The sequence below is a fragment of the Krasilnikovia sp. MM14-A1004 genome (assembly GCF_047159485.1).
Classification (GTDB): Bacteria; Actinomycetota; Actinomycetes; order Mycobacteriales; family Micromonosporaceae; genus Actinoplanes.
This window is the reverse complement of sequence record NZ_AP038773.1, coordinates 687,920-706,726: the sequence shown is the minus strand read 5'-3', so window position 1 is coordinate 706,726 and position 18,807 is coordinate 687,920. Positions and strand designations below refer to the sequence as shown.

Annotated in this window: 23 protein-coding genes; 7 read left to right on the top strand and 16 right to left on the bottom strand. The window is 70.4% G+C overall.

Features of this window, described 5'->3' with window-relative positions; genetic code table 11:
- Positions 1-31: 31 nt before the first annotated feature.
- From ACMCNN_RS03375 to ACMCNN_RS03355, 5 genes are read right to left on the bottom strand one after another with little or no spacing between them, the layout of a single operon-like run.
- Complete coding sequence (locus ACMCNN_RS03375; RefSeq protein WP_412744710.1) at positions 32-1,213, bottom strand: glycosyltransferase family 4 protein; 1,182 nt, start codon at positions 1,211-1,213, stop codon at positions 32-34.
- Entirely contained in the window at positions 1,210-2,349 is a 1,140-nt protein-coding gene (wecB, locus tag ACMCNN_RS03370) for a non-hydrolyzing UDP-N-acetylglucosamine 2-epimerase (RefSeq protein WP_412744709.1), read from the bottom strand. Before wecB ends, ACMCNN_RS03375 begins: the two co-directional genes overlap by 4 nt.
- A gap of 34 nt (positions 2,350-2,383) precedes the next feature.
- Positions 2,384-3,283 carry a dTDP-4-dehydrorhamnose reductase family protein gene (locus ACMCNN_RS03365; protein ID WP_412744708.1) on the bottom strand — a complete coding sequence of 300 codons (900 nt, stop codon included), beginning with the start codon at positions 3,281-3,283 and terminating at the stop codon, positions 2,384-2,386.
- Positions 3,283-4,551 carry a glycosyltransferase family 4 protein gene (locus ACMCNN_RS03360; RefSeq protein ID WP_412744707.1) on the bottom strand — a complete coding sequence of 423 codons (1,269 nt, stop codon included), beginning with the start codon at positions 4,549-4,551 and terminating at the stop codon, positions 3,283-3,285. Before ACMCNN_RS03360 ends, ACMCNN_RS03365 begins: the two co-directional genes overlap by 1 nt.
- The gene (locus ACMCNN_RS03355) at positions 4,548-5,591 is read right to left on the bottom strand and encodes a polysaccharide biosynthesis protein (RefSeq protein ID WP_412744706.1); all 1,044 of its coding nucleotides are present in this window, start codon (positions 5,589-5,591) and stop codon (positions 4,548-4,550) included. Before ACMCNN_RS03355 ends, ACMCNN_RS03360 begins: the two co-directional genes overlap by 4 nt.
- A 309-nt stretch (positions 5,592-5,900) precedes the next feature.
- Between ACMCNN_RS03355 and ACMCNN_RS03350 the strand changes: the two genes are divergently transcribed.
- The 6 genes from ACMCNN_RS03350 (at position 5,901) to ACMCNN_RS03325 (ending at position 11,466) form a co-directional block, all read left to right on the top strand.
- Positions 5,901-7,823, top strand: a complete 1,923-nt coding sequence (locus tag ACMCNN_RS03350; protein WP_412744705.1) for a DUF4012 domain-containing protein — start codon at positions 5,901-5,903, stop codon at positions 7,821-7,823.
- 71 nt (positions 7,824-7,894) lie between these two features.
- Entirely contained in the window at positions 7,895-8,533 is a 639-nt protein-coding gene (locus ACMCNN_RS03345; RefSeq protein ID WP_412744704.1) for a hypothetical protein, read from the top strand.
- A 524-nt stretch (positions 8,534-9,057) separates the two neighbouring features.
- Positions 9,058-9,558, top strand: coding sequence for a hypothetical protein (locus ACMCNN_RS03340; protein WP_412744703.1), 501 nt, complete (start codon positions 9,058-9,060; stop codon positions 9,556-9,558).
- A gap of 62 nt (positions 9,559-9,620) precedes the next feature.
- Positions 9,621-10,121, top strand: coding sequence for a hypothetical protein (locus ACMCNN_RS03335; RefSeq protein WP_412744702.1), 501 nt, complete (start codon positions 9,621-9,623; stop codon positions 10,119-10,121).
- 17 nt (positions 10,122-10,138) lie between these two features.
- Positions 10,139-10,612: a hypothetical protein gene (locus ACMCNN_RS03330; RefSeq protein WP_412744701.1), complete on the top strand. Its 474-nt coding sequence runs from the start codon at positions 10,139-10,141 to the stop codon at positions 10,610-10,612.
- Complete coding sequence (locus ACMCNN_RS03325; RefSeq protein ID WP_412744700.1) at positions 10,609-11,466, top strand: hypothetical protein; 858 nt, start codon at positions 10,609-10,611, stop codon at positions 11,464-11,466. Before ACMCNN_RS03330 ends, ACMCNN_RS03325 begins: the two co-directional genes overlap by 4 nt.
- A gap of 58 nt (positions 11,467-11,524) precedes the next feature.
- On the opposite strand, the gene ACMCNN_RS03320 is transcribed toward ACMCNN_RS03325, so the two are convergent.
- The 8 genes from ACMCNN_RS03320 to fdxA all read right to left on the bottom strand — a co-directional run bounded on the left by ACMCNN_RS03320 (position 11,525) and on the right by fdxA (position 15,781).
- Complete coding sequence (locus tag ACMCNN_RS03320) at positions 11,525-11,872, bottom strand: hypothetical protein (protein WP_412744699.1); 348 nt, start codon at positions 11,870-11,872, stop codon at positions 11,525-11,527.
- A 103-nt stretch (positions 11,873-11,975) separates the two neighbouring features.
- A complete protein-coding gene (locus ACMCNN_RS03315) occupies positions 11,976-12,278 on the bottom strand; it encodes a hypothetical protein (RefSeq protein ID WP_412744698.1) in 303 nt (100 codons plus the stop codon).
- 125 nt (positions 12,279-12,403) lie between these two features.
- Entirely contained in the window at positions 12,404-12,667 is a 264-nt protein-coding gene (locus ACMCNN_RS03310) for a hypothetical protein (protein ID WP_412744697.1), read from the bottom strand.
- 10 nt (positions 12,668-12,677) lie between these two features.
- Entirely contained in the window at positions 12,678-13,037 is a 360-nt protein-coding gene (locus ACMCNN_RS03305) for a hypothetical protein (protein ID WP_412744696.1), read from the bottom strand.
- 34 nt (positions 13,038-13,071) lie between these two features.
- On the bottom strand, positions 13,072-13,332 hold the full coding sequence (locus ACMCNN_RS03300) for a hypothetical protein (protein WP_412744695.1): 261 nt from the start codon (positions 13,330-13,332) through the stop codon (positions 13,072-13,074).
- Positions 13,333-13,606: 274 nt separating this feature from the next.
- On the bottom strand, positions 13,607-14,269 hold the full coding sequence (locus ACMCNN_RS03295; RefSeq protein ID WP_412744694.1) for an SIMPL domain-containing protein: 663 nt from the start codon (positions 14,267-14,269) through the stop codon (positions 13,607-13,609).
- 100 nt (positions 14,270-14,369) lie between these two features.
- On the bottom strand, positions 14,370-15,464 hold the full coding sequence (gene dapC, locus ACMCNN_RS03290; RefSeq protein ID WP_412744693.1) for a succinyldiaminopimelate transaminase: 1,095 nt from the start codon (positions 15,462-15,464) through the stop codon (positions 14,370-14,372).
- Positions 15,461-15,781 carry a ferredoxin gene (fdxA, locus tag ACMCNN_RS03285; RefSeq protein ID WP_412737409.1) on the bottom strand — a complete coding sequence of 107 codons (321 nt, stop codon included), beginning with the start codon at positions 15,779-15,781 and terminating at the stop codon, positions 15,461-15,463. The genes dapC and fdxA overlap by 4 nt, the downstream gene beginning before the upstream one ends.
- Positions 15,782-15,859: 78 nt before the next feature.
- Between fdxA and ACMCNN_RS03280 the strand changes: the two genes are divergently transcribed.
- Complete coding sequence (locus ACMCNN_RS03280) at positions 15,860-16,822, top strand: GNAT family N-acetyltransferase (RefSeq protein ID WP_412744692.1); 963 nt, start codon at positions 15,860-15,862, stop codon at positions 16,820-16,822.
- A gap of 4 nt (positions 16,823-16,826) precedes the next feature.
- Here the strand turns inward: ACMCNN_RS03280 and ACMCNN_RS03275 are convergent, their stop codons facing one another.
- The 3 genes from ACMCNN_RS03275 to mshB form a co-directional block, all read right to left on the bottom strand.
- Entirely contained in the window at positions 16,827-17,294 is a 468-nt protein-coding gene (locus ACMCNN_RS03275; protein ID WP_412744691.1) for a hypothetical protein, read from the bottom strand.
- A gap of 76 nt (positions 17,295-17,370) precedes the next feature.
- Entirely contained in the window at positions 17,371-17,817 is a 447-nt protein-coding gene (locus ACMCNN_RS03270; protein WP_412744690.1) for a hypothetical protein, read from the bottom strand.
- Positions 17,814-18,701: an N-acetyl-1-D-myo-inositol-2-amino-2-deoxy-alpha-D-glucopyranoside deacetylase gene (gene mshB / locus ACMCNN_RS03265; protein WP_412744689.1), complete on the bottom strand. Its 888-nt coding sequence runs from the start codon at positions 18,699-18,701 to the stop codon at positions 17,814-17,816. The genes ACMCNN_RS03270 and mshB overlap by 4 nt, the downstream gene beginning before the upstream one ends.
- Between the last annotated feature and the right edge of the window lie 106 nt (positions 18,702-18,807).

Here is an 18,807-nt window from a genome sequence, read left to right as displayed (position 1 = left end):
ACCGCGACGGCCGATTCCTGCTCGGCGGTCGTCACAAGGCACCAGCCTCCTGCTTGGCGACGTCCAGCACGTTGCGGTCGGCGCAGGTGCGCCGCCACTCCCGGTACGCCTCCCCTGCGGACTGCCGCAGCCCTGCCCGTTCCGCAGGGGCCATCACAGCGATCCGCTGCACCTCCGCGCCTACGCCGGCAGCTGACAGCTCGGCGACCACGCGTCCTCCGCCGTCACGCAGGACATCGGTCCACGGGGTCAGGTCCGAGCAGACGACCGGGCACGAGGCGGAGAGGCTCTCGGCGATCACGTGTCCGAAGTTCTCGCCGGTGGTCGGGAACAGGAACGCGTCGTATCGGGCGAACGTCGGGCGTACCTCGGACGGCGACAGCTCCCCGCGGTACTCCACTCGTGCGGTGCCGGGCAGCCGCTTGGCCCGGTCCAGGCAGTCCTTCCAATACCGGTTATCCTCCGCGGGCCCGTACACGTCCAGGGTGACCGGGGCCGTCGTCTGGCCCAGGGCGTCGATGGCCAGGTGCAGGTTCTTGTTGGCCGCGATCCGGCTGATGAACACCAGGCGCGCCTCGGTCGTGGTGGGTGCCGGGACGGGCATGGGTTCGCGTGGCAGGGCGGTCTGAGTGGGAACCATCCGTACGGAGGCCCATGGACACGCCGCCCGGATGTCCGCGACCTCGAGGTCCGCGGTCGCGTGCCACTCGACGCCCATGCTCTGCAGCAGTCGCCGCCACCACGGCAGGAAGAGCTTCTTCTTGCCCGCCTTCACGCCGAGCGCTCCCTGCGACAGCTCACCACGAGGGGCCAGCAGCACCCGTTCGGCACGGATCAGCCGCAGCCTGGCCGCGAGCACCGGAACGATGGTCGCGGTGGGGGACCAGAAGCTGTTCACGTACAGCAGGTCGAAGCGGGTCGAGCGCAGCCCCCGCAGCAGTTTCGCCCACTGCCTCAGGCTGCGGGTGTTGAGATAGAACACCCGGGCGCGCCCGCGCGAGGACCACCGTCCGGACAATCCCGGGTACGGGTCCTTCGCACCGAGATCGCGGTCGGCCGTGACGAGGCTGACCTCGATGCCCGGTGAGGCGGTGTCGACGGTGGTGGCGAGGGACCGCACCGGTCCGCCACCCCGGTACCCCGGCTCGAAGACGCTGCTGGTCATGAGCACCCGGAAGGTGTCCCGTCCGGCCCGGACCTGTGCCTCGGTCATGGCATTGCCTCGCTGGGCGTCCGGATGCCCGCCCAGAAGCGGTGCCGGCCGATCGTGGAGAGCATGAAGTGGACGACGCGGCGCGAGGTGTCCGCCACCTTGTAGTCGTCCGGGCAGGACGGCGCGGTGCCGGGTTGTTCCGTCGCCGCCGTGATGGCCGGGATCAGCTCGCCGGCGTCGAGGCCGGTCATGATGATCGAGCCCGTGTCCATGGCCTCGGGTCGTTCCATCGAGTCCCGAAGGGTGACCGCCGGAAAGCCCAGGATGGCGGATTCCTCGCTGATCGTGCCGCTGTCGGACAGCGTGCACCGGGCCCGCATCTGCAGGTGGACGTAATCCAGGAACCCGAACGGCTCATGGAAGACGATGCCTTCCAGCGTCGACGGGTCGTCGGTCCGCTGTTCCAGCCGCTTGCGCGTCCGCGGGTGGGTGGACACCAGTACCGGCAGCCCCCACTCGGCGCGGACCGCCCGCAGGCATTCCAGGAGCTGCCCCAGACGTCCGGGGTCGTCGACGTTCTCCTCGCGGTGCGCGCTGACGAGGAAGTAGCCACCCGGTTCCAGCTCCAGCCGGCGCAGCACCGTGCTGCTCTCGATCCCTGGCCGGTAGTAGTCCAGGACCTCGCGCATCGGCGAGCCGGTGTGCATGATCCGGCGCGGGTGCAGGCCCTCGGCGAGCAGGTTACGGCGGGCGTGTTCGGTGTAGACGAGGTTGAAGTCGCTGACGTGGTCGACCATGCGCCGGTTGGTCTCTTCCGGCACGTTCAGGTCGAAGCACCGGTTCCCCGCCTCCATGTGGTAGACGGGCACCTTCATCCGGCGGGCCATCAGCGCGGCGATGCAGCTGTTGGTGTCGCCGAGCACGAGCAGCGCGTCGGGCCGTTCCCGGGTGATGGCCTCCTCGACGCCGGCGAGGACTCCGCCGAGCACCGTGCCCAGCGTGGAGGTGTCCACGCCGAGGAAGCGATCCGGCTTACGCAGCTCCAGCTCGTCGAAGAAGACGTCGCTGAGCATGGGATCCCAGTTCTGGCCGGTGTGCACCAGGACGTGATCGGCGGTGCGGTCGAGGTAGCCGATGACGCGAGACAGCCGGATGATCTCCGGCCGGGTACCCACGACCGTCATGACCTTGGTCATTGGTGTCCTTTGCGGGGGTGGCGGCGGTCGGGGGTCAAGCGTTTGCCAGACGTTGGACGGGTGCACCCCAGCGGGTGGAGTGCTCGCGCATCTCCCGGATCATCGTGGGCCAGTCCGGCGCTCGATAACCGGTCAGTTCGAAGAAGCGGTCCGCCCGCATCGACCGGTCGCAGACGACGTCTTCGCTGGGGACGATGGACCCCTGCCAGTCGTATTCCTTGGCGACGAGGCCGAGCAGGTCGTACTTGGAGATCTTGTCCGACGCGACGTGCAGCAGGCCGGTGAGCCGCTCGTCCGGAATGACGACGTCCGCCAGCAGGCGGGCGAATTCGAATGTGGTGACACCGGTGTAGATGGCCCGGGTGAAACCGCGCACCGTGCCGGACGCTTTGAGGAACCAGTCGATCAGCGAACGGTTGCCCCGCAGTTCGTGCCCGATGATCGAGGTACGGAGCACCAGTGCGGGTGCCGGCACCTCGCCGAGCAGTTTGCTGCGGCCGTAGAAGTCGACAGGGTCGGGCACGCTGTCCTCGGAATAGTCGCCCTGGACTCCGGAGAACACACAGTCGGTGCTGACATGGACCAGACGTACGCCGCGTTCCGCGCACTCTCGGGCGAGCAGGTGCGGGAACAGCGAGTTCACCGCGACCGTGGTGACGGAGTCACCGACCCGTGGGTCCTGCTTGATCACCCCGATGCAGTTCACGACGATGTCGGGCTGGGTCCGCCAGATGACGCGACGGACCGATTTGAAGTTCGTGGCGTCGACACCGGTGATCACCCGGCGTGCCAAGGCGTCCGGGATCTGGTTTTCGAGTGAGTCGGCATGCCGCGCAACGCCGCGGACGTCGAGATCCTCCCGGTCTCCCAGCTCGCGAAGGAGCACGTGACCGAGCATGCCGGTCACCCCGAGGATCAACACTTTCTTGATCATTACCGCTCCGTCCGTTGACGATTCCTTGCCGCCGACACCAGGAGGTCCGCGAGAGTCTGCGCATTTCTCGCTTCACTGAGGTGTTCGTGGTAATACCGGTGGCCGCGATCGCCCATCCGATTCCGGTCGTCCTGCGGAATCCGGTACGCGGTGCGGATGGTTTCGGCGAGAGCCGCCGGATCTCCGGGCTCGCACGTGAGGCCCGCTCCGGATTCGCGCACGATGGTCGCGGCGTCACCGCTTCCGCTGAACAGAATGGGCTGTCCGCACGCCATGATGCTCTGGATCTTGCTGGGAATGGTGATGTCGAACAGCGGCTGGTCGGCCAGCGCGACGAGCTGCATGTCGGCCCCGGCCATCAGTCCCGGAATGCGCCGGGCTTCGACCGGGTCGACGAAATGCACAGTGGGCAGACCCAGCTCCGCGACCAGCTTCTGCAGGGTGTCCCGCTCGGCGCCGTCCCCGACCATCACCAGGTGGACCTTCGGGAGGTCTCGGATCCTGGACATGGCCTGGATGGCGATGTCGAGCCGTTGTGCCGCGCCGTGGTTTCCGGCGTACATCAGGACGAAGGAGTCCTGCAGACCGAGCTCGACGCGCAGCGAATGGTCCGCGGGGGCCAGTGTCATCGTGGCTTCGTCGGCCCAGTTGAAGACCACGGAGATCTTCTCCGCCGGAACTCCCCTTTGCCGCAGCAGCTCCCGCATGCCGGGGGACGTCACCGCGACGGCGTCGGCTCTCGCGTAGGCCTTGTTCACGAACCTGTGCAGCAGCCACTCGGCGGCGCGCCGGAGTACCGGCTGGGTCAGGAATCCGGACGCGAAGATCGAGTCGGGCCACATGTCGAGGACGTGGATGACGTACGGCGTACCCCTGCGCTTCTTCGCCCGCATGGCGGCCAGCGCGGCAGTGGCCGGGGACGAATACACCAGAGCGACGTCGGCCGCCGCGAGCTGCGCCCGGCCCAGTGCCGCGGACGAGATCGCGTACGTGCAGAGGTTCACGATGCGTCCCACGGCCGAGCTGCCGTGGCTCGGGTAGACCGGCACCCGGTTCACGTCGAAGTCGTCCACCGACTCCCGGACCTGGCGGTAGGTGCGGTAACCCGGATACGTCTTCCCGGCCGGATAGTTCGGCACCGCGGTGAGCACGTCCAGGGCGAAACCCCGGCGCCGCAGGGCGGACGCGATCCAGATGGGCACGTTGCCCGGCTCCGGGGGAAACCACTGCGTGACGAACGTGACCCTGACCGATGTCGATTCGGTCATGACCGGCTTCGGTCCCGCGACGCGATGTCCAGCTCGGCCTGGATCTCCGGCAGTTCGAGCAGCACCGACTCGATCTCCGGGACGGTGAGCCGCCGGGCGTTCGACGAGTCGAAGCTGAACAGCTGCTCCCGGTCCATCCGGCCCTGCTCGAAGTACAGCGAGTAGTTGAGGTCGCGGCTGTCGACCGGTACCCGCAGGAAGTCGCCGAGGTCTTCAGCGCAGGCCAGTTCCTCGCGGCTGACCAGGGTCTCCGCCATCTTCTCACCGTGCCGGATGCCGAGTATCTGCATCTTCGAGGAGACGTCGAACAGACTGCACAGCGCCTTTCCGAGGTCCTCGATCGTGCAGGCCGGAGCCTTGCGGACGAAGACGTCGCCGGGCTCGGCTCGGGTGAACGCGTATTCGACCAGATCGACCGACTCCGCGAGCGACATCAGGAAGCGGGTCATCTTGGGCTCGGTCACCGTGATCGGCTGACCGGCGCGGATCTGTTCGATGAACAGCGGGATCACCGACCCGCGGGAGTACATGACGTTGCCGTAGCGCACGCAGGACACCTTGGTGGCGGCGTCGGGGTTGTTCCGGGCGTGCGCCTGGGCGACCTTCTCCATCAGGGCCTTGCTCATGCCCATGGCGTTGATCGGCTGCACCGCCTTGTCGGTGCTGAGCAGCACGGCGGAGCGCACACCGTTGCGTTCGCAGGCCTCGATGACGTTGGCGCTGCCGAGCACGTTGGTACGGATCGCTTCGAGTGGGAAGAACTCGCACGAGGGCACCTGCTTGAGCGCGGCGGCGTGGAAGACGTAGTCCACTCCCCTGGCCGCCTTGGTGACCGAGTCCAGGTCCCGAACGTCACCGACGTAGAAACGGACCCGCTCGTCGCGCAGGCGGCGCCGCATGTCGTCCTGCTTGGCCTCGTCGCGGCTGAAGACCCGCACCTCCGCGGCCCCGGCGTTGAGCAGTCGGGCGACCATGGTCTGGCCGAACGATCCGGTGCCGCCGGTGATGAGGAAACGTTGGTCCTTGAGGCTGGGCAACAAGAAGGTTCCTCCCGTTCACCCGCTGTTCAGCAGGCATCGCTGGGAAACGATCGATTCACCGACGACCAACGAGGCCCCGCCCCGCGGGTAGCGGACAGTCCTCGAAGGAGTGGGCACGCCACACCCGGAGCGGCGAATTCACCGCGTTGGGGTAGGCCGAACATCCCCGGGGCGGCTACGCCCGTTAGGCAATAAAGGTCGGTGTTTCGGTTAGTCCGTTTAACACCGCATTGCGCGGATCATCCATATGTCGTATTCAACACATGACGCGTCATGGCGCGCGCTGTCGTCCGTAGGGATTCATTTGCCGTGGAGCACGAAGGTCAGCCAGGCCGCGAGCCTCAAACACCGTCGACCGGCCCCGCCCGATACGCCTTCACCCCACCGGAGGCACCACCCCGGATCGAGTTCAAACGGGTACGTCGGGCACCCGGCAAACCACCCGAGAAGCCGGGTCGCGGCGGGTTCAAGCTCCGGCGCTGGCACCTGCTGACCGCCGCGGGTCTGGTGCTGGCCCTGCTCATGTCGGTGAGCTGGGTCGGCGTGGACGGCTGGCGCGCGAAGGGTCATCTGCAGATCGCCGCCGGCCTCTTCGTCCAACTGAAGCAACAGGTCCAGCGCGGCGACGTGGCAGCGGCCCGTGGCACCCTGGCGGCGCTGCAGAGCGAGACGAAGGCCGCCCGCGAATCCACCGGTGGTTTCGGCTGGACCCTCACGGGTCATCTCCCTGTCATCGGCGACGACCTGCAGGCCGTCCGCACCGTCGCGTACGTGCTGGACGACCTCGCCGGAAACGGCCTGCCCGCACTGCTGGACGTGGCCGCCGGACTCGACCCGCACCGGCTCGCCCCGCGCAACGGCCGCATCGACCTGACCGCGCTCAACGCTGCGGCGCCGCGCATCGCCCGCGGCCTCGCTGTCATCCGCCGCGCCCAGGCCGGAGTCGCCGACATCGACACCACCAGCCTCGTGGGCAAGCTCGCCACGGCGGTCACCGAGTTGCGCACCGGTCTGGCCGACGCCGAACGCATCGTCGCCACCGCCGACCGCGCGGCCCGTCTCCTGCCGCCGATGCTGGGCGCCAACGGCCCCCGTACGTATCTGGTGCTTTTCCAGAACAACGCCGAGGTCCGCGCGACCGGCGGCATGCCGGGCGCCTATCTGGTCATTCACGCCGACGGCGGCGCCGTCACGATCACCGACCAGGGCACGGCCGCAAAGCTGAAGACCTTCCCGACTCCGGTACGTCCGCTCGGCATCGACGAGGAAGCGCTGTACACCGACCGGCCCGCGATCTTCCCGGCCGACGTGAACCTCAGCCCGGACTTCCCCACCGCGGCGCAACTGGCGCGCACCATGTACGCGAAACGCTCGGGCATCGCCGTCGACGGTGTGGTGGCCACCGACCCGGTCGCCCTGTCCTACCTGCTGCGCGTCACCGGCCCGGTACGGATGCCCACGGGCGAGTCGCTCAGCTCGGAGAACGCGGTCCGGTTGTTGCTTTCCGAGGTGTACGCGAAGTACCCGAACCCGTCCGCCCAGGACACCTACTTCGCCGGCGCGGCCCGCGACATCTTCAACGCGCTGATCCGCGGCCAGGGCAACCCGAAGGGCATCATCACCGAGCTGTCGCGCGCCGCGGGTGAACGCCGCCTGCTGATGTGGAGCGCCAACAACGACGAGGAGGCCGCCCTCGGGGGAACGGTGCTCGAAGGCAGGCTGCCCGACAGCGACGACAGCGCACCGACCGTCGGTGTGTTCCTCAACGACGGCAGCGGCGGCAAGCTCAGCTACTACCTCACCCAGACGGCCGCGCTGAGCGTCGGCGACTGCACCGAGGAGGGGGACCGCGAGCTGCACCTGAAGCTGACGCTGGGTTCCACCGCGCCCGGTGCGGGCCTGCCCGCCTACGTCACCGGCCTCGCCCTCTCCGGCGACCCGTACACCGTGCGGACCAATGCCATGGTCTTCAGTCCCATCGGTGGTGGCGTCGTCGGCGTGGCCCTCAACGGCAAGGAGGTGGAATTCGGCTCGGGCGTCGAGCGGAACCGGGGGGTCGCCGTGTTCACCGTCGATCTGCGGCCCGGATCCAGCCAGACGTTCGACGTGACCATTCAGACAGCCGATCAGCCACGAGCGGCGGGGGCGGTCACGCCCCGGCTGTGGACGACCCCGGGGGTACGGCCGTGGAAGGCGACCGTCACCGGGGGCCCCGCATGCGCCCGGACGTGAAACCGCAACGTCGACGTGAGGCGATCGTTCAGCGTTTGACCCCCTTCGTAGGGAAACCGAAAGGAGGAAACATGAGACGTTTCCAAGCGTCAGCACGGCTGGCGGCGCTTGTCGCGTCGCTGGCGATGGCCCTGGGCATCACGCTGTTCGCCGGCGGGGCGGCGTGGGCGGCCCCGAGCAGCCCCACGCGGGTGCCGCCCGGCGGCTATTACCCGCCGCCGCCACCGGTGCTCACGGTGAACAAGGGCGTCGTGAAGGTCCGCGCCGCCGTGAAGGTCACCGGCAAGAAGTTCGTCAAGAAGGAGAAGGTGGTCCTCACCATCCGCTTCCTGCCCAAGGGTTCGCACCACTGGCAGGTGGTGAAGGTGACGAGCTTCAGGGTCGACAAGCACGGCAAGTTCGCGTTCCACATCAAGTCCGCGAAGGCCGGCACGATCGTGATCGTGGCCGTGGGCAAGACGTCCAAGCAGAAGGCTCAGGCGTCCGTCAAGGTCGTGTCGAAGATCAAGGGTTCCGGTGGCATCGTCATCACACCCGCGGCCTTCTCCACCGGTGTCACGAACGGCGGCACCCCCGCCCTGACGCCGGCGCACGACTCGTCGAACACCATGGGTCTGGCCGTCGCCGGGCTCGGCGCCATGGCGCTGGCCGGCAGTGTGGTCATCACCCGCAGGACGATCCGGCGCCGCAGGGCTTCCTCGGCCGCCTGATCGGTACGGAGACCGCCCTACCACCGAGCCGGTGGTGGGGCGGTTCTTCGTGTGCCCCGGACACGAACGGGTTAACCCGGAACGGCAGCCATCACCGATCGCATCGGGACCCATCGGAACACGGACACCCGATCTCCGCACCGCCGCGAGCTGCGTTGTCCTAGCAAGGCGTCGTGTCCGGCCCGTTTCGGGGGGCCCGGCGCGACGACGACGCGTGGGAGAGGGGGTGGCGGCGATGGTGTGTCCGACGGGACCGACCCGGCGCACGGCGCCGTACCTCTCAGACGCCGACGGCCTCAACCCGTCGCGTCCCTCCTGCGGGTTAATCCGGACAGGCCCCGCAAAGGGCATCATGCGCAGGCAACCGCGCACCTATGCCCGATCGCAGGTCTGCCCCCAGTCGGGGAATGTGGTGTGGCACCGAATCCGCCTCCACCGGATGGCGCCTCATCAGTTTCCCGCGCCCCGGGTCGTGGTCCCGACGACCCCGGGGCGCACCTAAGTTTCACAGGAGGACCGCGCGCATGCGCCAGCTCAGCAGACGGACCACCGCCATCGCCGTGACCACCCTCGTCGGCCTGTGTGCCGCCGGCGCAGCCTGGGCGGCGTGGAGTCTCACCGGTACCGGCAACGCCGAGGCCAAAGCCGGCTCGGTGGTGGAGCTGAAGGTGACCAGCGCGGGCCTGCCCGCCACCGGCCTCACTCCGGGCAACGCGACGGCCGTCCTGCTCACGGTGCAGAACAAGAACCAGTTCCCGGTACGGATCACCCGCATCCGGCTCAGCGACATCGACTCGTCGGCGCCCGGCTGCACCGCCGCGGACAACGTGGACATCGTGAACTCGGCGCCACTGCCCGTCGACCCGGCGAAGGTCACCGTGCCCGCCGGCACCGACGACGCACCCGCCACCGCGAAGATCACCTGGGACGGCCCGCTGCGCATGGTCGCCGACGCGGCGGACGCCTGCCAGGGTGCCCCGTTCACGTTCACTGTCAATCTCGACGCGGTCAGCGCGGCTTCCTGATGAGGGTGGCAGGCCGCGACGCTCCCCCCGGCGACGCACTCGCGATATCGAAGGCGAGAAGGATGGCGAGAGGAAAGCTCGATCGCCGCGGCAAGCTGATCCTCAGCGTCGCCGCGGCGGCCGCGGTCCTCGTGAACGCGGGCGCGGCCTGGGCGTACTGGAATCTGAGCGGCAGCGGCGACGCGGTGGCCGTGGCGGGCAGCGCGATCGAGCTGAAGCTCGAAGGCAAGTCCGACGACGCACGGCCGCTCTTCCCGGGCGGCACGACGAACCTCACCGTCACCGTCACCAACCAGAACAACTTCCCGGTACGGATCACCTCACTGTCGCCCGGCGCCACCGACGTCACCGCCGACCGGGAGCACCGCAACGGCGGCTGCCACACCACGGGTGTCGTCGTCGCGCAGGACGTGGTGCGGGTGTCCTGGGAGGTCCCGAAGAACACCATCGGAGTGTTCACCGTCCCCGACGGCGTCAAGATGACAAACGCCTCCGACAGTGCCTGCCAGGGCGCCACCTTCACCATCCCGGTGCGGGCGACCGGCGTCAGCAACGCTTCCTGAACAGCGGAGTCCTCCACGTGCACCGGTGGCAGCGCATCACGGCCGCGGCAGCGGCCGTCGTGGCCGCGGCGGCCCTGGGCGTCGCGCTGCGCGACGACGATCCGGGCGCGCAGGCGATGACCCTCACGGCCGAGCAGACGCCGGGCGCGGAGCACTTCTCCTTCACCGTACGGGCGGCGCCGGTCGACGGCCTGGTCCCCGGCACCGATCGGCGGCTCGTGCTGACGCTGGACAACCCGTACGACTTCGATCTGCTCGTGACGGATCTGCGTGCCGCTCTGGTGGCCACCTCCCGGGCCGGTTGTGCGCCCGTGCCCGCGAACCTCGAAGTGCGCCACTACACAGGGACGCTGCCCGTGCGGGTGGACGCCGGGGACAGTCAGGAGGCGGGCACCGTTCCGCTGCACATGCCCAACACCGTGGTCGACGCCTGCCAGCGGGCCACGTTCACGATCGCGCTGGACGCGGTCGCCAGCCGGGCCACCCCGTGAGCCACCGACGCGGCCGGTACGGCCGCGGGTCGGCGGCCCGGCCCGATCGCGCGCGGCGCGGCCTGGTGCGCCAGCCGCTGATCGTGGTCGGCGCCGCGCTCGGCGTGGCCGCCACGGGCGGCGTGGCCGCGTTCGCGGGCTGGAGTGTCACCGTGCAACCGGCCAGCTTCACCGTCTATGCCGCCCGGATCCCGCAGCCCGACCCGCCGCGCGCCCGAGCGCACCTCCTGCCCTGGATCGCGTGGCAGCCGGTCACGCGCGGCGCCCCGGTCGACCGGTACGTGGTCACCCGGCACCTCGGCCCGGCCGCGCAGGTGGCCTGCGAGGTGTCCGCCGCCGCCCGGCCGCGCTGCACGGACCGGCAGGCGCCCCCCGGTTACCGGGCCACGTACACGGTCGCCGCCGCGTACGGGTCGCACTGGGTCGGTGTGGACAGTGGACCGAGCGCGCCGGTCACGGTGCCGGGGGTGGCCGTACCGATCACCGTGAACGGGATCCAGCTGCGGCCCGGCCCCGACGGCACTCCCGTGGTGGTCAGCGGCGCCGAACCCAGCGCGTATCCGAGCCTGGTGTCGAGCACCACGGCGAACCCGGCGGCGCCACCGGCCGACCGCGCGCCCTCGCCGTCCGGCCCGGCCGCCACCGCGCCGCCGGTGTCGGAAACGTCGGCGTCCCCCGCCGTGAGATCCACGGGCGAACCCGCCTCCGGCGACGGACCCGGCCCGGATCCCGGCTCGGCCACCGCGCCGACCACGGCCCCGGCTGCACCCGCCGCCTGCGGATCGGGCTCGCACTGCTCCGGCTCGCCGAGCGCCCCGCCGTCCGCCGGGCCGCCGCCGCCCGCCAGCGACTGAGCACCGGGTCGGACCCGGTGCTCAGCGTCTCGAAGGCTCAGCGTCTCGAAGGATGGGCTCAGGCGGCGGAATGGCGTCCCCGATGGTCGGCCGGGGTCGTCGGTCCGGGCGAGGGAATGCGCCGCCGTCCGGAGCCGACGGTACGCATGCGGCCCGCTTCGAGCTTCACGACGGCCTTTCCGGACGCTTTCGTCATCGGCCCGGTGGACCGTTCCCTGGTGGCTCGGTTCCGCATCGCCATGTCGAACAGCGAATGCGATGCGTGGTCGTATCCCTCGCGATAAGCCTGGTCCCTTTCGACACCGTTCTTGTACCACTGGTGAATTCGCCCCGAGGCGTATCCACTGGTGATGACAAAGGCGAGGGCGAGCACGATGAGAATGGCGTTGTTGCCTGGTGCGGTCATGCTGGTCGTTCTTTCCTGGGTCGGGACGGTGGAGCGACCGTCCAGCTCCCTCGGCGGGCCCCGGCCGCGATCTCCGAGCGGCGCGCGGCACGAAACCCGCAGTTCAGAGCGTGCCGATAGGTCGTAGCCGGTAGGTGGTGGCCTCACGGTCGTCGCCGCGGGACGGCCGGGCGGCGTCGATGGGGACGACGTCGGCCGGCCGGGACCGGTTCTGCGCGGCGCCACCGGATGAGCCGGTGCGGGTGGCGAGACGGAAAAGGGAATGCGACGCCTCGTCGTACCCGTCGCGATAGGCGGCTTCCCGCTCGCGACTGTGCCGGTACCACTCGTGGACCCGTCCCGCGGCGTACGCGGTCAAAATGACGAGAACCACGGAGAGCGCTACCTGTAGCACGATCGGTGTCATGTTCACGATCGTAGTGATTGCAGAAATGACGACCCATCGGCTTAACCAGCCGTTGTTCAGGCCTTCAGGTCGGCGGATCAGTAGCTGATCATCCGAGGATCGGACGGAACGGTTTCGTTTCGCTCTCAGGAGGCCCGTGCCCAGCCGTACCCGGCGACGGCACCGCCGTCCGGTTCGACTGTGGACGGCTCGGCCGGTGCCGCCGGCAGGGCGCGAGTGGCCAGGTGGAACAGCGTGTGCGAGGCCTGGTCGTAGCCTTCGCGATAGGCCGTCTCACGCTCGTAGCCCTGCCGGTACCACTGGTGCACCCGCCCCGCGGCGTACGCGGTGAAGATGACGAACGCGACCGCGAGCGCCACCTGAAGCGCGGAGCTGCCTGCTGGTGTCATGATCTCCACCCTAGAAGTTGATCGCCGTACGGCGGCGACGCCGGTCCGGAACGGTAGGCCGGTGCGCCACGATCCGGCGGCGGCCCAGCCCGACCGGCCGGGAATGCCGGGACACTCCCGCGTACCGGACCACCGGCGCGCCCGGGGTGCGCGGGAGCGCGGGGGCCGCGACGGCCGGCTGCGCCGGGCGGACCCGCACCGCCATGTCGAACATGGACCGTGAGGCGTGGTCGTACCCCGCGCGGTAGGCCCCGTCCCGCTGCAGGCCGGTGCGGTACCACTGGTGGACGCGGCCCGCGAGGTATCCACTCGCGATGATCAACCCGAACGCGAGCAGAAGCGGGACAAGGTCATTGCCGGACGCGGTCATACCGTGCCATTTCCCTCCGGTCGAAGCTGACTGATCAACGGACACCCGTCCGGTCGTCGAGGCGCGTCGCGGAGCCCGCGCGCTCGTTGGTGGCGTGGGGCGACGTGACCCGCCGGGTACGCATCGCCAACGCGAACAGGGTCGACGACGCCTGGTCGTACCCGCGGCGGTAGGCCACCTCCCGCTGCAGACCGTGCCGGTACCACTGGTGCACCCGGCCCGCGACGTACGCGGCGGCGGACACCGCGGCGACCGCCAGCACGACCTGGAGCGCGAGATCGCCGGACGCCTGCATCAGCAAAGCGTAGTTATTCCGGCAAAAGCATCATAGTGACCGAATTGGTGCATACTCCGCCTGGTCGTCCGGAGTGTCGCTGATGACAATCGGGTCCGGAATGTGCGATGCGCCCGGCTCCAGACACGCGAAAACGGGTCCCTCATGGAGAGACCCGTCGCGCTGGCGGCGCACCGATCAACGGCCGGAACGGCCGGTAACAGAGCGTGGGCGAGCGGTGCGCCGGAATGAATGATAGCCCGGTGATCGCGCCGCCGGGACGGCTCGACGCAGGTCAGCCCAGCTCAGCCCAGCTCAGCTTGGTGGGCTCCGTGACGGCCACCCGGACGACCACACTGGCCTGAACGGTCTGCGGCTGCGGATCCAGTTCCAGCTCCATCCGCTCCGCGCCGCCCCGCGCGTCGAACGCCATCGCGCGCATCATCGGTTGCGCCGCGCCGGTGCCCTCGTCGGCGATCTCGACGAGACGGTCGATCTGCGCGCCGACCGCGTCCGCGTACTCCGCGGCGCGGGACAGGGCGTCGGCGATGGCCGCACGGCGCACCTCCGCGCCCGCGGTGCTGCCCGGCCGCAGCCGCCACCACGGGCCGGCCACCGTGGTCTGCTCCCGGTTGGCCAGGCGCAGCAACAGCTCCCCCAGCACGGTGAAGTCGGTGACCGTCACCGTCGTCGTGACGCTGCCCGCGTACGCGGAGACCCGCTCGCCGGAGCGCTTCAGCTCCGGGCGGACCACGACGACGCCCGTCTCCCGGCGTTCGATCGCGTCCGGATACTCGTCCAGGGTCTGGCGCAGTCCCGCGGACCGCTCGGTGAGGCGGGCCAGCGTGGTCTCGCGATGGGAGTCCCGCGCGGACACCGTCACCGAGAAGACCGCCTGCTCGGGTGGGACCTCCAGGATCGACTCGCCGCGGACCACCACCATGGGTTGCTCGGCCATGGCCCGACGCTACCGGCATCCACCGACACCTGCACGGGCTCATCGCGCGGGTGTCGGGCAGCCGCCCGGCCCGCGCGATGAGCCTCGCCGTCGGGCTCCGTCAGCCGGCCAGGCGCTGCACGGCCGCGTCGATCCGTTCGTCGGTGGCGGTCAGGGCGACCCTGACGTTCTCGCCACCGGCCGGGCCGTAGAACGCGCCGGGTGCGGCGAGGATGCCCTTGGCGGCCAGCCAGTCGACCGTCTTCCAGCAGTCCTCACCGCGGGACGCCCACAGGTACAGCCCGGCCTCGGAGTGGGTGATCTCGAATCCGGCACCCGTCAGCGCGGCGCGCAGGCGTGCGCGGCGGGCGCCGTAGCGCTCGCGCTGCTCGGCCACGTGCGACTCGTCGGTCAGCGCCGCGACCATGGCGCCCTGCACCGGGCCCGGCACGATCATGCCGGCATGTTTACGGACCGCCAGCAGCTCGCCCACCAGGGCCGGGTCGCCGGCGACGAAACCGGCCCGGTAGCCGGCCAGGTTCGAACGCTTGGACAGCGAGTGCACAGCCAGCACGCCCGTGTAGTCGCCGCCGCAGACCTCGTCGGACAGCACCGAGACCGGGGTGCCCTCCCAGCCCAGCGACAGGTAGCACTCGTCGCTGGCCACGATCGCGCCGCGCTCACGGGCCCAGGCGACGACCTTGCGCAGGTGCTCGGCGGGCAGCACCCGGCCGGTCGGGTTGGACGGCGAGTTGATCCACACCAGCCGCACCCGCGGGTCGGGACCCACCGCGGTCAGCGAGTCCGCTCGCACGAGCGTGGCCCCCGCCAGCCGCACCCCCACCTCGTACGTGGGGTAGCAGACCGACGGGATCACCACGGTGTCGCCGGGGCGGACGCCGAGCAGGGTGGGCAGCCACGCCACCAGCTCCTTCGAGCCGATGGTCGGCAGCACCCCGAACTCGCCGGACGCGCCGCAGGCCGCCGCCGTCCAGGCGGCGATCGCGGACCGCACCTGCCGGGTACCCGCGGTCAGCGGGTAGCCGGGCAGGTTGGCGTGGTCCGCCAGCGCGGCCATGACCACCGGCGGGACCGGGTCGACCGGGGTACCGACGGACAGGTCGACGATTCCGCCCGGGTGGGCGGCCGCGACCGCCTTCGCGGGCTCCAGCAGGTCCCACGGGAAGTCGGGCAGCGCCGACGAGAGAGTGTTCACTCCCCGCGCGGCGGCTGGGCGGCCACGAACGTGGCGTCCTTGTCGACCTTGCCGATCTTCGAGGCGCCGCCGGGCGAACCCAGCTCCTCGAAGAACTCGTAGTTCGCGTTCGTGTAGTCCTTCCACTGCTCGGGGACGTCGTCCTCGTAGAAGATCGCCTCCACCGGGCAGACCGGTTCACAGGCCCCGCAGTCCACACACTCATCGGGGTGGATGTAGAGCATCCGGTTGCCCTCGTAGATGCAGTCGACGGGGCACTCTTCGATGCATGCCTTGTCGAGCACATCGACGCAGGGCTCGGCGATGATGTAGGTCACGGGTCTTTCCCTCCAAAGACTCGCCGCACCAGACCACGGCGGTTCAGAGCCTAGTATCTCCGCCGGAGGTGGTCGCACGTGCTCCGGCGGCAGGATGTAGGACACCGGGTGGTGGTCCGCCGAATTGTGGGCATTTCTGAGGATCGCCCACTTTTCACGGACGCGTTGGGGGAACTCGTCGAGCTCACCGAGACGGAACTCACGCTCGCGACCGCCCAGGGGACCGTACGCGTGCCGCTGCAGGAGGTGCACCGGGCCAAACGGGTGCCGGCCACCCGGCGCCCCCGCGCCGCCGACGTGATCGCCCTCGAACTCGCCTCCAACGAGGGCTGGCCCGCCCCCGTCCAGGGCCGCCTCGGCGCCTGGATACTGCGCGGCGCGCAGAACTGGACCGGCCGGGCCAACTCAGCCCTCACCGTCGGCGACCCCGACCGCCCCCTCGACGCCGCGATCGACGCCGTCGTCGACTGGTACGACCGCCACGGCCAGCGGGCCCTGATCAACGCCCCGATGCCGCTGGCCGCGCCCGTCAACGCCGCGCTCGACGCCCGCGGCTGGACCGCCCGCCCGCTCACCCTCGTGCAGACCGCCCCGCTGGCCCGGCTCCTCGCCACCACCGCCGAGCGGCCCGACCTGCCGCCCGTCGGGCTCGCCGACGAGCCGACCGACGACTGGTTCGCCATGGTGGCCGAGCACAAGGGCACCCTGCCGGAGGCCGCCGTGCGGGTGCTCACCGCCGTACCCGAAACGGTGTTCGCGCAGGTCCGCGACGCCGACGGTGAGTTACTCGCGGTGGCCCGGGGGACGGTGACGGGGGCCGAGCGGTGGCACGGCATCGGCCTGCTGCAGGTCGCGCCGCGGGCGCGCCGGAAGGGCCTGGCGCAGCACGTCACGCGGGCCATGGCCGGGTGGGCGGCGCAGCGCGGCGCGACCCGCGCCTACCTGCAGGTGGAGGAGCGCAACACCGCGGCGGTCGCGTTGTACCAGCGGGTCGGATTCGACACCCACCACACCTACCTCACCCGGGAAGCCCCGGCCTGAGGCGTCAGCGGCCCACGACGCGGCGCGGCCGGGTGGTACGGGCCTTCGCGTACGCGCGCAGCGACTTCGAGCGGTAGTCACGCCCCAGGGCCGTCGCGATCCAGTAGCCGAGCAGCGTGCCGACGATCGCGAACGCGCCGTAGAGCCAGATCTGCGAGAAGAAGTTCCCGGCGCCCCCCGAGAACGGCGTGTCGCCGCTGATGAACGGTCCGACCAGGACCGTCAGCAGCATGCCACCCACCGCGGCCGCGGCCAGGTCGGGCAGCCAGCGGCTCACCGACACCCGCTGGCACTGCACGAAGGTGACCGTCGCCAGCACCAGCCCGATGATCGAGAACATGACGACCGACGCCCGGCTCTCGGCGGTGTCGTTGCCGTGGAACCCGATCCGGATCACCAGCCGGGCCACCACGTTGATCGCGAACAGGCTCAGCGCCAGAACCGCGATCGGAAACCACCGCTGCTGCCTCATCGTTGCCCTCCCCTGCGGACCCACACCGGCCGTGGCTGCGCATCGTAGCGCTTCGGAGACGCCACGGTCACCGCCCTCACCGGGGCGGAACCGGCGGCCAGCGCAGGATCATCCGGTACGCGTACACCGCGAACGCCAGGCTGCCCGCCAGCACCGTCACCAGCGCCACCCAGTTCCGGGCGTCCACCAGGTGATCGCCCTCGGTACGCCGGTAGCCCGTGGCCACCAGCATCAGCACCGTCCAGGCCACCCACGGCGGCGCCAGCGCCCAGCGCCGCCCCACCGTCGTCACCGCGAACCAGGCCAGCGCCAGGTTGGCCAGCACCGCGGCCGGGATCGCCACCCCGACCGGTACGCCGCCCACCCGCAACGGGGTCAGGAACAGCTCCAGCAGACCGCTGAACAGCGCCGCCAGCACCGCGATCAGCACACCGGCGATACGCAGGACCAGCTCCAGCGCGCGCCGCGGGGCCCGGCCCGGCGGCGGGACCGGCTCGGCCACCGTGGCCTCCTGCACGGTCATCGGGACTCGGCGCCGGGCACGTTGCTGAACAGGTCGCTCTCCCACTTGTGCGGGCCGGCGACCTCGCCGCGCTCGCCCCGGACCAGGGTGAAGTACTCGACGCCCATGAACTCGCCGCCGAAGTCGCCGGCGATGCCGTACAGCCAGGAGTTGTCCGGGATCTGGGTGGCGTGGGCGCGCATCGCCGCCATCTTCTGCTCGTACCGGTCGGTGCCGTCCACGCGGGCCGCGATCTCGTCGTCCGGCGTGCCGAACGGCAGGTCCTCCACCCGCTCGATGTCCGCGAACGGGTTGTTCGCCGCCTCCCGGAACGCCTCCATCCCCTCGGTCAGCACGCTGACCGGCATCGCCGTCCAGTAGATCTTCTGCGGGCCGAAGCCCTCGGCGTCCGCCAGCTCGGCGGCGCGCATCGCGACCCGGTGCGCCTGGATGTGGTCCGGGTGGCCGTAGAAGCCGTTCGGGTCGTACGTGATCAGCACCTGCGGCCGGACCTCCCGCATGATCTCCACCAGGTGACCGGCGGCCTCGTCGAGGTCCGCCTGCCAGAACGCCCGCGGATGCTCGTTGGTGGCCAGCCCCATCATCCCGGAGTCGCGGTAGCGGCCCGCCCCGCCGAGGAACCGGTGGTCGGTGACCCCCAGCGCCGCGCAGGCCCGCCGCAGCTCGGTGATGCGATACCCGCCGAGCTGGTCGGCCTGGCCCGCCGCCAGCGCCGCCAGCGCCGGCACGTGGATCTCGCCCTCCTCGCCCAGCGTGCAGGTCACCAGCGTGACCAGGGCACCCTCGGCGGCGTAGTGGGCCATCGTGGCGCCGGTCCCGATGACCTCGTCGTCGGGATGGGCATGCACCAGCAGCAGGCGGCGGGACGGTAGTGGCTCGGTCACGGCGGCAACTTTACGCGCGGCGTTCCCGCCCGAGGGGGTGTCCCACTTGCGCGCGGCGCCCCTGTTCGGCGCCCGTCATGCCGGTTTGGGGCGCACGAGGGGGGCT